This window comes from Pseudomonas sp. NPDC089530, assembly GCF_050280705.1.
Taxonomy (GTDB): domain Bacteria; phylum Pseudomonadota; class Gammaproteobacteria; order Pseudomonadales; family Pseudomonadaceae; genus Aquipseudomonas.
Genome location: NZ_JBNNVU010000023.1, coordinates 55,124 through 70,065, shown reverse-complemented (window position 1 = coordinate 70,065; position 14,942 = coordinate 55,124). Strand labels below are relative to the sequence as shown.

The window sequence follows — 14,942 nt, the reverse complement described above, 5'->3', positions numbered from 1 at the left end:
AACAGCTTTCGCTGGATCGGTCCGGGTTTTGAAGGCACCCATCAAGTGGTGCAGAACGGTCTTAAAGAGTTGGCAGCGCAGCAATGCATCGACCGACGAGCCGGAAGAAGAAAACCCGATGCTGGGCTTCCGCGGTGCTTCGCGTTACATCAGCGAATCCTTCCGCGACTGCTTCGAGCTCGAGTGCCGCGCCCTCAAGCGCGTGCGCAACGACATGGGCCTGACCAACGTCGAGATCATGGTGCCGTTCGTCCGTACCCTGGGCGAAGCCAGCCAGGTGGTGGATCTGCTGGCCGAAAACGGCCTCAAGCGCGGTGAAAATGGCCTGCGCGTGATCATGATGTGCGAGCTGCCTTCCAACGCGATCCTGGCCGAAGAGTTCCTCGAGTTCTTCGACGGCTTCTCCATCGGTTCCAACGACCTGACCCAGCTGACCCTGGGCCTGGACCGCGACTCGGGCATCATCGCGCACCTGTTCGACGAGCGTAATCCGGCGGTCAAGAAGCTGTTGGCCAACGCCATCGCAGCCTGTAACAAGGCTGGCAAATACATCGGTATTTGCGGCCAGGGCCCGTCCGACCATCCGGACCTGGCCAAGTGGCTGATGGAACAAGGGATTGAAAGCGTCTCGCTGAACCCGGATTCCGTACTGGAAACCTGGTTCTTCCTGGCCGAGGGCCAGGGCGCGGTCTGAGGGAATGAAGCGCTGGCCAGCCCTGGGGCAGCCGGCGCTTTGAGATTCAAGTAGGGCGGGCTCCCTCCGGATGCCGCCCTTTTTTGTGCAAGAACATTATGCAAAGCAGCAGCAACCTATTTCCCGTCGCCTTGATCAGTGCCGAACGTCGAGGCGACCTGAGTGAAGATGTCTACCGTCTCAAGCCGGGCAACAGTCCGGACAGCACGGTGGAGCTGGCCGTCACCCGCCTGGGAATGGCGGACGAGGCCGAATCCCGTGGTATTCCGGTGATCCTGCTGCACGGCAGCTTCTCCAACCGGCGCTTCTGGTATTCGCCCAAGGGCATCGGCCTGGGCGCCTATCTGGCGCGCATGGGCTTCGATGTATGGATTCCCGAGATGCGCGGTCATGGCCTGTCACGACGCAATGCCGACTACCGCAAGAACCGCGTCGCCGATTATGCGCAATACGACCTGCCGGCCATCGGCGCCTTCGTGCGCGAGCAAAGCGGCCAGGTTCCACACTGGATCGGCCACTCCCTGGGCGGCATCACCCTGGCGGCGGCCTTGGGCGGCCAGTACCTGGGAGAGCCGGCGGTGGCGTCGGCGGCGCTGTTTGGCTCCCAGGTCAGCCGTACCTACTGGCCACTGAAGATCCCGGCGGTGGAGTGGGGCGGGCGTTTCATCCTCAAGCGCTTTGCCCAGCTGTCCGGCTCGCGGCTCAAGCGCGGCCCCGAGGACGAGCCCATTGGCCTGGCCCTGGAAAGCCTGCGCTGGTACGGGCTGTTCGGGCGTTTCGGCGATGGCAAGAAGGACTGGTGGGCCGGCTTGTCCGATGTATCGATGCCGGTACTGACGGTGAGCGCCGCCGGGGATCATCAGGACCCGACCTGGGCTTGCCGCAAGCTGTTCGACCAGTTGGGCTCCGAGCACAAGCAGTTCGTCTGCCTGGGGCGCGAGCAAGGGTTCAGCGGCAACTTCGGCCATGTCGAGATGCTGGTGAGCAAGGCCGCGCAGGCCGAAGTCTGGCCTTTGGTGGCGCGTTGGTTGATGGATCAGCAGAGCCCCTTGCTGGCATCGGGCGCCGAACTGGCAGCCGCGGGTTGAGGGCGAAGGCGCTGACAAGAGCATTTCGTTTCGATGCGCTTGCGGCTAAGATATGACGCCTTGAGCGGTTCTGGTCACATTCGGTCGCTAGTTCGGCATTCTGTTCGTGTCGATCCAGCCCGCTGAAATTGGCGTATCGTGAATCGCATGGGGATCGAGGCTGGGTGAAGCTAAACCTTCGCTGTCTGGGCTCGTATCTCTGAGCATGAACCCTGCAAATTCCGACACCGCGACGTGTTCTTTCCATTACAGGAGTTTCTCGATGAATCATTACCTCACCCCCGACCTGTGCGACGCCTATCCGGAATTGGTGCAGGTGGTTGAACCGATGTTCAGCAATTTCGGTGGCCGCGACTCCTTCGGTGGCGAAATCGTGACCATCAAGTGCTTCGAAGACAACTCGCTGGTCAAGGAACAGGTCGAACTCAAGGGCCATGGCAAGGTGCTGGTGGTGGACGGCGGCGGCTCCCTGCGCCGGGCGCTGCTGGGCGACATGCTGGCCGAGAAAGCGGCCAAGAACGGTTGGGAAGGGCTGGTGATCTACGGCTGCATCCGGGATGTCGATGTGATTGCGCAAACCGACCTGGGCGTCCAGGCGCTGGCCAGCCACCCGATGAAGACCGACAAGCGCGGTATTGGCGATCTGAACGTGGCGGTGACTTTTGCCGGGGTGACGTTCCGTCCGGGCGAGTATGTCTATGCCGACAACAACGGCGTGATCGTTTCGCCAAGCCCGCTGAAAATGCCCGAATAAGCAGTCGACCAAGCAAGGGATGAGGATGTTCGAGGAAGACAACGCGCAATGGGGGCTGGTGCATGCCCTGGTGCTGGACGGTAAAGGTGGTGCGCGTGCGATTGCCCGAACTGAATTGGACGACCTGCAACTGCAAGCCCATGAAAGCCTCTGGCTGCATTGGGACCGCAGTCATCCACAGACCCAGACCTGGTTGCGTAAATCCAGCGGCTTGAGCGAGTTCAGCTGCGACCTTCTGCTCGAAGAAAACACCCGGCCGCGCCTGTTGGCGCTGCCGGACTCCGAGTTTCTGCTGTTTTTGCGCGGGATCAACCTCAATCCGGGGGCCGAACCGGAAGACATGGTTTCGGTACGCATCTTCGGTTCCGCCCAACGCGTGATCTCCCTGCGTCTGCGACCACTGCGCGCCACCGACGAGCTGTTGGTGCAGTTGGGGGACGGCAAGGGGCCGAAAAACGCCTCCGAACTCATCCTTTATATGGCCGAGCACCTGACCCATAAGGTGCAGGACCTGGTCAGCGACCTCTCGGAAGTGGTCGATACCGAGGAAGAAAAACTGGATGCCGACGAACGGTATACCCCCGAGCAGGCCAACATCCTGCAAATCCGTCGACGGGCTGCCGGACTCAAGCGCTTCCTCGCGCCACAGCGGGATATTTTCGGTCAGCTCAGCCGTACCAGGCTGCCTTGGTTCGCCGATGACGATGGCGATTACTGGAATGAACTGAACAACAGCCTGACCCGCTATCTGGAAGAGCTCGAATTGACCCGAGAGCGCGTGGGGCTTGTGCTGGAGGCCGAAGACCGGCGTTTGAGCGTACGCATGAATCGCATCATGTTTCGCTTCGGGATCATCACCGGGATCTTCCTGCCGATGAGTTTCCTGGCCGGTTTGCTGGGGATCAATGTGGGGGGCATTCCGCTTTCCAACAGTCCCTACGGGTTTCTCATCGCTTGCCTGTTGATGGTGCTGGTGGCTCTGGGGCAGTGGTGGTTATTCCGACGTTTGCGCTGGGTCTGACGATGATCCATGTGACCCGAAGAATTCTGATCGCGTCTTTCACAGACATTTCGAGAGGTGCGTATGCACGATCCGTTTGAACAGTCGTTGCGTGACATGCTCAAGGCCACACCGTCCACCCGGGACGACGATGCGTGCCTGGGCCGCGTGCTGAAAACCGCCAACCGGCAGGTGGGGGCCGGGGATCTGTTCAGCCTGCTCGGCCGCTGGTTGCCCGCGCTGATGATTGCTCTGAATAACGGATCGGCCCATATCGCGCCGGTTTCCCGTCTTAAATCCAATGCTCGCACTGCTGATAAGGCTGATTGAATATGGAACTTGATCTCTGGACTCAGAGCCTCGTCACTGCGATGACCGCATTGTGGACCAAGGTAGCGAACTTCATTCCCAACCTGTTTGGCGCGCTGGTCGTGCTGCTGCTGGGGTTCGTGGTGGCCAAGCTGCTCGATACCTTGCTGTCGAAATTGCTCGCCAAGCTGGGCCTGGATCGCCTGATGGGCGGCACCGGCCTGACCAAACTGCTGTCCCGCGCGGGGCTGCAGGTGCCGATTTCTACCCTGATCGGTAAAATCGTGTATTGGTTCGTCTTACTGATTTTCCTGGTTTCTGCCGCAGAATCCCTTGGCCTTGAGCGAGTTTCGGCTACGCTCGATATGTTGGCGCTGTATGTACCGAAGGTTTTCGGGGCGGCGCTGGTGCTGTTGGTTGGGGTATTGCTGGCGCAACTGGCCAATGGGCTGGTGCGCGGAGCCGCCGAAGGGGTTGGTCTGGATTACGCCAGTGGCCTGGGGCGAATCGCCCAGGGGCTGGTGATCATCATCAGTATTTCCGTTGCGATCAGTCAGTTGGAGGTCAAAACCGACCTGCTCAACCATGTGATCGTGATCGTTTTGATTACCGTTGGTCTGGCTGTTGCCTTGGCCATGGGGTTGGGAAGCCGGGATATTGCCGGTCAGATTCTTGCGGGAATCTACGTGCGTGAGTTGTATCAGGTTGGGCAACAAGTGCGAGTTGGAGAGGTCGAAGGGCAGATCGAGGAGATCGGCACGGTTAAAACTACACTGCTGACCGATGAGGGTGAGCTAGTCTCTCTCTCCAATCGGATCATGCTGGAGCAGCATGTAAGTAGCCGCTAACCCGGCAAACCCTGCTAATGTATGCCGCCGCAAAAATGCCCTTGCCAGGGCAGCGGTGGACATTGACCTGACTGTCGGCCCGACTCGTTTTGAATAAAGCCCAATCGCTATCCACGCGTTATGACCCCCGTGAGCTCTCTGACGAGGAGTTGGTCGCGCGTTCGCACACGGAGCTGTTCCACGTAACGCGTGCATATGAAGAGTTGATGCGACGCTATCAGCGAACCCTCTTCAACGTTTGTGCGCGTTATTTAGGGAACGATCGTGATGCTGATGATGTCTGTCAGGAGGTGATGTTGAAGGTGCTCTATGGCCTGAAGAACTTCGAGGGGAAATCGAAGTTCAAGACATGGCTCTACAGCATCACGTACAACGAATGCATCACCCAATATCGGAAAGAACGGCGCAAACGTCGTTTGATGGATGCGTTGAGTCTTGATCCTCTTGAGGAAGCGTCTGAAGAAAAGGCGCCAAAACCTGAGGAAAAGGGTGGACTTGACCGCTGGTTAGTGCATGTGAATCCGATCGATCGAGAAATTCTGGTGCTACGTTTTGTCGCAGAGCTGGAGTTTCAGGAGATCGCAGACATCATGCACATGGGGTTGAGTGCTACGAAAATGCGGTACAAGCGTGCGCTTGATAAATTGCGTGAGAAATTTGCAGGCATTGCTGAAACTTAGTTCGGCGCAAATATCTCTTACGTCTAGGTAAGTTCTGGTAGACTTACCGCCGAGTTGTCCCCCGGTATGTGGGACTGCTTTACAATCACCAGATGGGGATTTAACGGATGAAACTGAAAAACACCTTGGGCATTGCCATTGGTTCTATTGTTGCCGTGACTTCGTTCGGCGTTCTGGCGCAAGGCCAAGGCGCGGTCGAGGGTGAACTGTTTTACAAAAAACAGTACAACGACAGCGTTAAGCACATCGAAGACGGCTTCAACCCAGGCGCTCGCATCGGCTACTTCCTGACCGATGACCTGTCGTTGGACCTGAACTACGACAAAACCAACCACACCCGTTCGAACGACGGCACTGGCAACCAGAAGATCAAAGGTGACACCGGCAGCCTGCTGGCTACCTACCACTTCGGTCAAGCTGGCGTGGACTCCCTGCGTCCATACGTTTCGGGTGGTTTCGGTCACCAGAGCCGTACCAACGTCCTGGCTGACGGCCACAGCGGTCGCGACCAGTCGACCCTGGCTATCGTTGGTACCGGTGTTAAGTACTACTTCACCGACAACCTGTTCGCTCGTGCCGGCGTTGAAGCCGACTACGCAATGGACAACGGCAAGTGGGACTACTCCGCTCTGGTTGGTCTGGGTGTGAACTTCGGCGGCAACGCTGGCAAGGTAGCTCCAGCTCCAGCTCCAGTTCCGGAGCCAACTCCAGAGCCAGAAGCTCCGGTTGCTGAAGTTGTTCGTGTTGAGCTGGACGTGAAGTTCGACTTCGACAAGTCGGTCGTGAAGCCTAACAGCTACGCTGACATCAAGAACCTGGCTGACTTCATGAAGCAGTACCCACAGACCACTACCGTTGTTGAAGGTCACACTGACTCCGTCGGTCCTGACGCTTACAACCAGAAACTGTCTGAGCGTCGTGCAAACGCCGTTAAGCAAGTTCTGACCAACCAGTACGGTGTTGAGTCGAGCCGCGTTCAATCCGTTGGTTACGGTGAGTCCCGCCCAGTTGCTGACAACGCAACTGAAGCTGGCCGCGCTGTAAACCGTCGCGTAGAAGCGCAGGTTGAAGCACAAGCTCAACAAGCTCAGTAATCTGTAGCTTGCAGCTTTGAAAAACCCGGCCTAGGCCGGGTTTTTCTTTGCCTACGATTTGTGGAAGAAGCGCGAATCAGGCCGATAAGGCCGTCTCGGAAAGCACCGCCAGCTGCGCGCCCGAAGCAGCAACCTCACCGACCACCAGGATGGCCGGGCTTTTGAGCTGGAAGGCCAAGGCGTCGTCATGCATCGCCTCCAGACTGCTCCGGCACTCGCGCTGCTCGGGCAGGGACGCATTCTCGATCATGGCCACCGGGGTATGGGTTGCCAGGCCGCCAGCGACCAGTTGTTCGCGTATCTCCCCCAGTTTGGCCACCCCCATATAGATCACCAGGGTCGTGCCGCTCTGGGCCAGGGCCTGCCAGTTCAGGCTGCTGTCGTCCTGGGTGTGGGCGGTCAGCAGGGTGACGCCACGGGCGACACCGCGCAGGGTCAGCGGTATCCCGCATTGGGTCGCTCCGGCCAGGCCGGCGGTGATGCCATTCACCAGTTCCACTTCGATACCACGTTCCTGCAGCCACTGCGCTTCTTCGCCGCCGCGGCCAAAGATGCACGGATCGCCGCCCTTGAGGCGCACCACGCACTTGCCTTGCCGGGCGTAGCGCTGCATCAGCCGGTGAATGAACGCCTGGGGCGTCGAGCGACAGCCGCCGCGTTTGCCCACCGCAATCACCCGGGCCCGGGGGCAATGTTCCAGCACCGCCGGATTGACCAGGTCGTCGATCAGCACCACATCGGCCACGCCCAGGGCGCGGACGGCCTTGAGGGTCAGCAGTTCAGGGTCGCCAGGGCCCGCACCCACCAGCCAGACTTTTGCGCTCATGTTGGTTTCCTCACAGGGGGATTGCGACAGGCTGCGCCGAAGTGGCCAGCAGACGTTTGATTTCGGGGACGCAGGAGCCGCATTGAGTGCCGCAGCCCAGCTCCCGTTTCAGGCCATCGAGGTCCAGGCCGCGGGAGATCCCGGCACAGACCGCGCTCTGGCTGACGTTCTTGCAGTTGCACAAGGTCTTGCCGCTCGAGGCGATCAGCCCGGCCGCGCCCGGCGGTGCGCTCATGGGCGCCAGCAGCCAGCGCCGCAGTTGCTCGTCGGTCTTGCCTTCCAGCCACAGGTTCTGCAGCCAGTGCTGGGCCAGGGTTTCACCGGCCAGGCGAATGGCGGTGATCCGTCCTTGCTCGATGCGCACCCGTTTGCCGATGGAGCGCCGCGGATCGTCATAGGCCAGCACCGGGCCCTCGTTGAGGCCCAGCAACCGGTCGATGTCCTTGAGCAATTGCGGCGCCGGCGCCTCGCCGTTGGCCGCGCGCAACAGCAGGGCCGGGCGTTCGCGGCCGGTCAGGCTCAGGCTGACGTAGGCGAAGCTCTCGCACAGTGGGCGCAGGGCCTCGAAATGCTCCTGCACGTTGCCTTCGATCAGGGCGAACAGTTGCCACGGCAGTTGCACCGGCTCCAGGCGCACACCGCTGTGCTTGAGTTCCGGCTGTTTGGACAGCGGGTCGAACGCCGGCTGGGTCACGGCATTGACGCCGCCCTTGAGGAAGCGATCGCCCCAATGCATCGGCAGGAAAGCCTGGCCCGGGCGCACGCTGTCGTCGTCCGTCACGGCGACAATCACGCTGCCGCGCCGGCTTTTCAGCGCCACCAGATCGCCCGCTTGCAGGTTCTGCCGGCGCAGTTCGTCCGGGTGCAGGCTGAGCACGGCTTCGCTGACGTGGCCGAACAGTTGGGCCGCGGTGCCGGTGCGGCTCATGCCGTGCCATTGATCGCGCAGGCGACCAGTGATCAGGGTCAGGGGGAAGCGCGCATCCCGTTGTTCCTTGGCGGCGCGATAAGGGTCGCTGACGAAGTGCGCGCGCCCGCTGACGGTCGGAAAGCGGCCGTCGCCATACAGGCGCGGCGTTCCCTGTTCGGCGCCGGCGGGGAAGGGCCATTGCTGCGGCCCCAGGCGGTCGATCAGCGCGTGGCTGATACCGGACAGGTCGAGGTCCCGGCCGCGGGTCAATTGTTTGTATTCATCGAACACCTGCGCCGGCGTATCCAGGGCGAACAGGCTGGGCTGGTGCGGGCGCAGACGCTGTTCCAGGCGCCGGGCGAAGTCCAGGGTGATGGCCCAGTCCGGACGGGCTTCGCCAGGGGCCGCCACGGCCTGGCGCACATGGGAGATGCGCCGTTCCGAGTTGGTCACGCTGCCTTCCTTCTCGCCCCAGCTGGCGGCGGGCAGCAGCAGGTCGGCGAAGGCCGCGGTCTCGGTGGTGCGAAAGGCCTCCTGCAGGACCACGAACGGGCAGGCCAGCAAGGCTTCGCGCACCGCAGTCTGGTCGGGCAGGGACTGCGCCGGGTTGGTGCAGGCGATCCACAGCGCCTTGATCTTGCCGCTACGCAACTGCTCGAACAGCTCGATGGCGCTCAAGCCGGGGCTGGCCGGCAATTGCTCGACGCCCCAGTAGGCGGCCACTTCGGCCCGATGTTCCGGATTGGCGGCATCCCGATGCCCCGGCAGCAGGTTCGACAGGCTACCGGTTTCCCGACCGCCCATGGCATTCGGCTGGCCGGTGAGGGAGAAGGGGCCGGCGCCGGGGCGACCGATCTGCCCGGTGGCCAGGTGCAGGTTGATCAGCGCGCTGTTTTTCGCGCTGCCGGCACTGGACTGGTTCAGCCCCATGCACCACAGCGACAGGAAGCTCGGCGAGGTGCCGACCCACTCAGCGCACTGGCGCAACTGCTCGACGCTGATGCCGCACAACTGCGCGACCATGGGCGGGCTGTAGTCGTGGACCAGGTCCTTCAGCTCGGCCAGGCCTTCGGTGTGGGCGGCGATGAAGTCGCGGTCGATCCAGTCCTGCCACAGCAGCAGGTGCAAGATGCCGTGGAACAGCGCGACATCGGTACCCGGCAGGATCGCCAGGTGCAGGTCGGCCAGGTCGCAGGTGTCGGTGCGTCGCGGGTCGATGACGATCACCTTCATCTGTGGTCGCAGGCGCTTGGCCTGCTCCAGGCGGCGGAACAGCACCGGATGGGCGTAGGCCATGTTGCTGCCGACGATCATCACGCAGTCGCTCAGCTCGATGTCTTCATAGCTGCAGGGCGGCGCGTCGGCGCCCAGGCTGCGCTTGTAGCCGACCACTGCCGAGGACATGCACAGCCGCGAATTGCTGTCGATGTTGTTGGTGCCCACCAGGGCCCGGGCCAGTTTGTTGAAGGCGTAGTAGTCCTCGGTGAGCAATTGCCCGGAGATATAGAAGGCCACGCTGTCCGGGCCGTGTTCGGCGATGGTCTCGGCGAATACATTGGCCGCGTGTTCCAGCGCGCTGTCCCAGTCGGTGCGGGCGCGGGCCAGAGCCTTGCCCAGGCGCAATTCCGGGTACAGGGCGCGCGCCGCGAGGTCGCCGGTCAGGTGCAGGGTGGAGCCCTTGCTGCACAGTTTGCCGTGGTTGGCCGGGTGGCTCGGGTCGCCACTGACGCCGAGGATGCGTTCGCCGTCGTGCTCGATCAGCACGCCACAGCCAACGCCGCAGTAACAGCAGGTCGAGGCAGTCGTCTGGCGGTTCATCGGCCGGCATCCCGCAGGGCCAGCAGCACGCGGCCGTTCTCCACCCGCGCCAGGTGGTGATGGGCGCAGCCGATATCCGGCGCCAGGGCTGCGCCGGATTCCAGGTCGATCTGCCAGTTGTGCAGCGGGCAGGCGACTGTCTTGCCGTAGATCAGCCCCTGGGACAGCGGCCCGCCCTTGTGCGGGCAGCGGTCGTCGAGGGCGAAGACGGCGTCGTCGCTGGTGCGGAAGATGGCGATGTCGCCCCTGGGGCCGTTGACGATGCGCGAGCCCAGGGCGTTGATCTCTTCCAGGGCGCAGATATCCAGCCAGTTCATAGCGGCACCTCCAGTTGCTTGACGCGGATCGGCTCGAATTCCTTTTTCAGCAGCGGTTGTTCCAGGCGTTCCTGCCACGGGTCCTGTTCGAAGGACAGGGCGAACTGCAGGCGCTCGTTGAGCGCCTGGCGCCGCTGCGGGTCCTCGACGATGGCTTGCTTGATGTGCGCCATGCCGACCCGTTGCAGGTAGTGCACGGTGCGCTCCAGGTAGAAGGCTTCCTCGCGGTACAGCTGCAGGAAGGCGCCGTTGTATTCGCGGACCTCGTCAGAGGTTTTCAGCTTGACGAAGAACTCCGCGACCTCGGTCTTGATCCCGCCGTTGCCGCCGATGTACATCTCCCAGCCCGAGTCGACGCCGATGATGCCGACGTCCTTGATCCCGGCCTCGGCGCAGTTGCGCGGGCAGCCGGAGACCGCCAGCTTGACCTTGTGCGGCGACCACATGTTGAACAGGTCGTGCTCCAGTTCGATGCCCAGTTGAGTGGAGTTCTGTGTGCCGAAGCGGCAGAACTCGCTGCCGACGCAGGTTTTCACGGTGCGGATGGACTTGCCGTAGGCGTGGCCGGAGGGCATGTCCAGGTCCTTCCAGACCCCGGGCAGGTCTTGCTTCCTGATGCCCAGCAGGTCGATGCGCTGGCCGCCGGTGACCTTGACCATCGGCACCTGGTACTTGTCCGCCACGTCGGCGATGCGTCGCAGTTCGGCGGGGGTGGTGACGCCGCCCCACATCCGCGGCACCACTGAATAGGTACCGTCTTTCTGGATGTTGGCGTGGGCCCGTTCGTTGATCAGCCGCGATTGCGGGTCGTCCTTGGCCTCGCCCGGCCAGGTGGAGATCAGGTAGTAGTTCAGCGCGGGGCGGCAGGTGGCGCAGCCGTTGGGCGTGCGCCAGTTCAGGTAGCCCATGGTGCCGGCGACGGTCAGCAGGTGCTGTTCGCGGATCGCCTGGCGGATCTGCCCGTGATTGAGGTCGCTGCAGCCGCAGATGGCTTTCTCGCTTTTCGGCTTGACGTCGGCCGCGCCGCCCACGGTGTTGATCAGGATCTGTTCCACCAGGCCGGCGCAGGAACCGCAGGAACTGGCGGCCTTGGTGTGCTTCTTGACCTCGTCGACGCTGAACAGCCCATGCTCTTGGATCGCCTTGACGATGGTGCCCTTGCACACGCCGTTGCAGCCGCAGACTTCGGCGGTGTCGGCCATGCTCATGGCCTTGTCCTGGCCCTGGTGGCCGACGTCGCCCAAAGCATTCTCGCCGAACATCAGGTGGTCGCGGATTTCGCCGATGGCGTGGTTCTCGCGGATCTGCCGGAAGTACCAGCCGCCGTCGGCGGTGTCGCCGTACAGGCAGGCGCCGACCAGGACGTCGTCCTTGATCACCAGCTTCTTGTACACGCCGCCGATGGGGTCGGAGAGGGTAATGGTCTCGGTGCCTTCGCCGCCCATGAAGTCGCCGGCGGAAAACAGGTCGATCCCGGTGACTTTCAGCTTGGTCGAGGTCACCGAGCCCTGGTAGCGGGCGAAGCCCAGTTGCGCCAGGTGGTTGGCGCAGACCTTGGCTTGCTCGAACAGTGGCGCCACCAGGCCGTAGGCGATCCCGCGATGGCTGGCGCATTCGCCGATGGCATAGATGCGCGGATCGTAGGTTTGCAGGGTGTCGTTGACCAGGATCCCGCGGCTGCAGGGCAGGCCGGCTTTTTCCGCCAGTTCGGTATTGGGGCGGATGCCGGCGGCCATCACCACCAGGTCGGCGGGGATGATGTCGCCGTTCTTGAACTGCACCGAGCCGACCCGGCCGTTGCCGGCGTCATGCAGGGCCTGGGTCTGTTCGCTCAGACGGAACTTCAGGCCACGGCTTTCCAGGGCGCTTTGCAGCAGCTGGCCGCTGGTCTTGTCCAACTGCCGCTCCAGCAGCCATTCGCCGATGTGCACCACGGTCACGTCCATGCCCCGCAGCATCAGGCCGTTGGCGGCTTCCAGGCCGAGCAGCCCGCCGCCGATGACCACCGCGTGCTTGTGGGTCTTGGCGGTGTCGATCATCGCCTGGGTGTCGGCGATATCGCGGTAGCCGATCACGCCCTGCAGGTCGTTGCCGGGGATCGGCAGGATGAACGGGGTCGAGCCGGTGGCGATCAACAGGCGGTCGTACTCGGCCTCGCTGCCGTCTTCGGCGATCACCCGGCGTTTGACCCGGTCGATCTCTACCACCTTGCGGTTGAGCAGCAGCTTGATGCCGTTGTCCTGGTACCAGCCCAGGTCGTTGAGCACGATCTCTTCGAAGGTCTGTTCGCCGGCCAGTACCGGGGACAGCAGGATGCGGTTGTAGTTGGTATGGGGTTCCGCGCCGAAGACCGTGATGTCGTACAGCTCGTTACTCAGCTTGAGCAGTTCCTCCAGGGTGCGTACCCCGGCCATGCCGTTGCCGATCATCACCAGTTTGAGTTGCTTCATGTCGATCTCCGCGTCGCCGGGCTGTCGCTCGTGGGGCCAGGCTCGATAAACGTTGCGCAAACAAAAAAGGCGTCCCGCCAGTTGCCTGGCAGGACGCCTTTGTCCGGTCCCGTTCTCTCGGGAAAACCCGGCCTTCGTCGTTGAAGGCTGGGTCGTATGTGCTGTTGGGAGCGTTAATGCAGTGCTTGTGCCAAGTTGCGCCAACCGTGGGTTTTGGCGGGGGCGGGGCGATTTTCGGGAGTGGGAGGGGGGAAGTCTGCACCGATTCAAAGCGCCTTGCCCGTTTCTGGAGCAATCTGTAGCCGCTGTCGAGCCTCGGCGAGGCTGCGATCGAGGTGGGCGGCATTCCGACGCAGCCCCGTAAACCCTGCCTGCCCGGTGTGTCCGACCTGCACGATTGCCTGGCTTTGCGCCCGCTACGCGGTCGTTCGCAGCCTCGCCGGGGCTCGACAGCGGCTACAGGGTTATCGGCGCTATCAGTGATGCAGGAACAGGTAGAGCAACAGCAGGTTGAGCAGTAGCGAGATCAACGCCAGGGTGCGCCAGACCTTCAGCGGTTCGCGTTCCAGCAGGGGCCTGGGGCGGACGCTGAGGCTGCGGCGTTCGCCTTGTTCGAGCACCAGCAACCACTCTTCGGCGGTTTCATAACGCTGGGCCGGGTCGGCCTGCACCGCGCGGTCCAGGCTCTGTTCGAGCCAGTCCGGCAGGTCCGGCCGGTAGCGGCTGGCGCTGACCGGGGTAGTGAAGCGCGGGCGCTGGAAGGCTTCGATTTCGCCGTAGGGAAAATGCCCGGTCAGCAGCCAGTACAGGGTCACGCCCACCGCGTACAGGTCCTGTCGTGGCGTCGGCGCCGCGCCGCCGAAGGCCTCCGGCGCGATATAGCTCGGGGTGCCGGGCAGCAGGTGCGCCTGATCCTCCGACAGGCCGGGGCAATAGGCCAGGCCGAAGTCCAGCAGGCGCAGCTCGCCATCGTCCCCGAGCAGCAGGTTTTCTGGCTTGATATCACGGTGCAGGATCTGCCGGCGGTGCAGCAGGCCCACGGCCCGCAGCAGGCGCTCGGCCAGGTCCTGCCACTGCGGCAGCGGCAGGGGGCCATGCCGTTGCAGATGCTCGGCCAGGGTCTGCCCCGGGTATTCGCGCATCACGTAATACAGGTGCTGGCGGGCGGTCGCGGCATGTACTTCGGGAAAGTGCCGGCCGGCCACCCGGCGCAGAAACCATTCTTCCGACAAGAGCGATTGCCCGGCCTGATGGTCATCGCGCAGATGGCCGGGCAAGGTTTTCAGCAGCCAGGGTTGTCGTTGCCCATCGAGCACGCGGTACAGCAGGGACTGCTGGCTGTGCCCGAGCACCTCGGTGACCTGCCAGCCCTCGAACTGCTGGCCCGGTTTGAGGGGCGGTGGCAGCGGCCATTGCTGCAAGTGAAGCAGGGCGTCGCCGATGGAGCTTTCGCCGAGGGTGTCGACCCGCACCAGCAGGGCGCTGGCATTGTCCTGGCTGCCGGCCAGGTGCGCGGCGCTGACCAGGGTCTGCACCGCGCTGTCGAGGTCGGGCTGGTCGCGCAGGATCGCGGCGATGGCGGTGTCGCCCAAGGTGGCCCAGACCCCGTCGCTGAGCATCAGGAAGCTTTCGTTCTCTCGCAGCTCGCCGTCGAGGAAGTCCACCACCAGGTGCTGGTCCAGGCCCAGGGCACGCTTGAGCACATGCTGCATGCCGGGCTGGTCCCAGACGTGGTCGTCGCTGATGCGCTGCAACTGATCGGCGTGCCAGCGATAGACCCGGCAGTCGCCGACGTGGGCCAGGGTGAAGCGCCGGCCGCGCAGCACCAGGGCGCTGACGGTGGTCAGCAGCGGCTGGCCGCCGCCGTTGGCCTGCAGCCAGCGATTCTGCGCCAGCAGCAGGCGTTCCAGGGCCTGGGCCACGGCCCAGGTTTCCGGGGTGGCGTAGTAGTCCAGCGCCAGCGCCTGCAAGGTCGAGCGCGCGGCCAGGCCGCCGTCGGCGCACTGGCTGACACCGTCGGCGATGGCGAATAGCAGGCCCTTGCTGGCGGCCAGGGCCGGCGCCGGGGTGACCAGGCGCAAGGCGTCCTGGTTTTCCGCGCGGGGGCCGATGGCGCTGGCGTGGGCGTGGCTCAGTTGCAGGCTCATGGGCGGC

At 63.1% G+C, this 14,942-nt stretch carries 13 protein-coding genes; 8 read left to right on the top strand and 5 right to left on the bottom strand.

Annotated features, from left to right (window positions below; translation table 11 throughout):
* From ACQKQA_RS12000 to ACQKQA_RS11965, 8 genes are all read left to right on the top strand, one after another.
* Positions 1-694: putative PEP-binding protein (locus ACQKQA_RS12000; RefSeq protein ID WP_427557209.1), on the top strand; the 694-nt coding region annotated here is incomplete at its 5' end.
* Positions 695-792: 98 nt separating this feature from the next.
* Entirely contained in the window at positions 793-1,782 is a 990-nt protein-coding gene (locus ACQKQA_RS11995; protein WP_427557206.1) for an alpha/beta fold hydrolase, read from the top strand.
* A 262-nt stretch (positions 1,783-2,044) separates the two neighbouring features.
* The gene (gene rraA / locus ACQKQA_RS11990) at positions 2,045-2,536 is read left to right on the top strand and encodes a ribonuclease E activity regulator RraA (protein WP_075118774.1); all 492 of its coding nucleotides are present in this window, start codon (positions 2,045-2,047) and stop codon (positions 2,534-2,536) included.
* A gap of 25 nt (positions 2,537-2,561) precedes the next feature.
* Positions 2,562-3,557 carry a zinc transporter ZntB gene (locus ACQKQA_RS11985; protein ID WP_427557203.1) on the top strand — a complete coding sequence of 332 codons (996 nt, stop codon included), beginning with the start codon at positions 2,562-2,564 and terminating at the stop codon, positions 3,555-3,557.
* A gap of 63 nt (positions 3,558-3,620) precedes the next feature.
* Complete coding sequence (locus tag ACQKQA_RS11980; protein ID WP_427557200.1) at positions 3,621-3,866, top strand: CrfX protein; 246 nt, start codon at positions 3,621-3,623, stop codon at positions 3,864-3,866.
* Between the two features lie 2 nt (positions 3,867-3,868).
* The gene (locus ACQKQA_RS11975; protein ID WP_427557198.1) at positions 3,869-4,693 is read left to right on the top strand and encodes a mechanosensitive ion channel family protein; all 825 of its coding nucleotides are present in this window, start codon (positions 3,869-3,871) and stop codon (positions 4,691-4,693) included.
* An 89-nt stretch (positions 4,694-4,782) separates the two neighbouring features.
* Positions 4,783-5,373, top strand: a complete 591-nt coding sequence (sigX, locus tag ACQKQA_RS11970; RefSeq protein ID WP_044462116.1) for an RNA polymerase sigma factor SigX — start codon at positions 4,783-4,785, stop codon at positions 5,371-5,373.
* Between the two features lie 107 nt (positions 5,374-5,480).
* Entirely contained in the window at positions 5,481-6,467 is a 987-nt protein-coding gene (locus ACQKQA_RS11965) for an OmpA family protein (RefSeq protein ID WP_427557194.1), read from the top strand.
* Between the two features lie 76 nt (positions 6,468-6,543).
* On the opposite strand, the gene cobA is transcribed toward ACQKQA_RS11965, so the two are convergent.
* The 5 genes from cobA to ACQKQA_RS11940 all read right to left on the bottom strand — a co-directional run bounded on the left by cobA (position 6,544) and on the right by ACQKQA_RS11940 (position 14,935).
* Positions 6,544-7,293 carry a uroporphyrinogen-III C-methyltransferase gene (cobA, locus tag ACQKQA_RS11960; protein ID WP_427557192.1) on the bottom strand — a complete coding sequence of 250 codons (750 nt, stop codon included), beginning with the start codon at positions 7,291-7,293 and terminating at the stop codon, positions 6,544-6,546.
* 10 nt (positions 7,294-7,303) lie between these two features.
* A complete protein-coding gene (locus ACQKQA_RS11955) occupies positions 7,304-10,021 on the bottom strand; it encodes a molybdopterin-dependent oxidoreductase (protein WP_427557189.1) in 2,718 nt (905 codons plus the stop codon).
* Positions 10,018-10,338 (bottom strand): nitrite reductase small subunit NirD, encoded by a 321-nt coding sequence (nirD, locus tag ACQKQA_RS11950; protein ID WP_427557187.1) that lies wholly within the window; start codon positions 10,336-10,338, stop codon positions 10,018-10,020. Before nirD ends, ACQKQA_RS11955 begins: the two co-directional genes overlap by 4 nt.
* The gene (gene nirB, locus ACQKQA_RS11945) at positions 10,335-12,788 is read right to left on the bottom strand and encodes a nitrite reductase large subunit NirB (protein ID WP_427557184.1); all 2,454 of its coding nucleotides are present in this window, start codon (positions 12,786-12,788) and stop codon (positions 10,335-10,337) included. The genes nirD and nirB overlap by 4 nt, the downstream gene beginning before the upstream one ends.
* A gap of 476 nt (positions 12,789-13,264) precedes the next feature.
* On the bottom strand, positions 13,265-14,935 hold the full coding sequence (locus tag ACQKQA_RS11940) for a protein kinase domain-containing protein (protein WP_427557182.1): 1,671 nt from the start codon (positions 14,933-14,935) through the stop codon (positions 13,265-13,267).
* Positions 14,936-14,942: the final 7 nt, after the last annotated feature.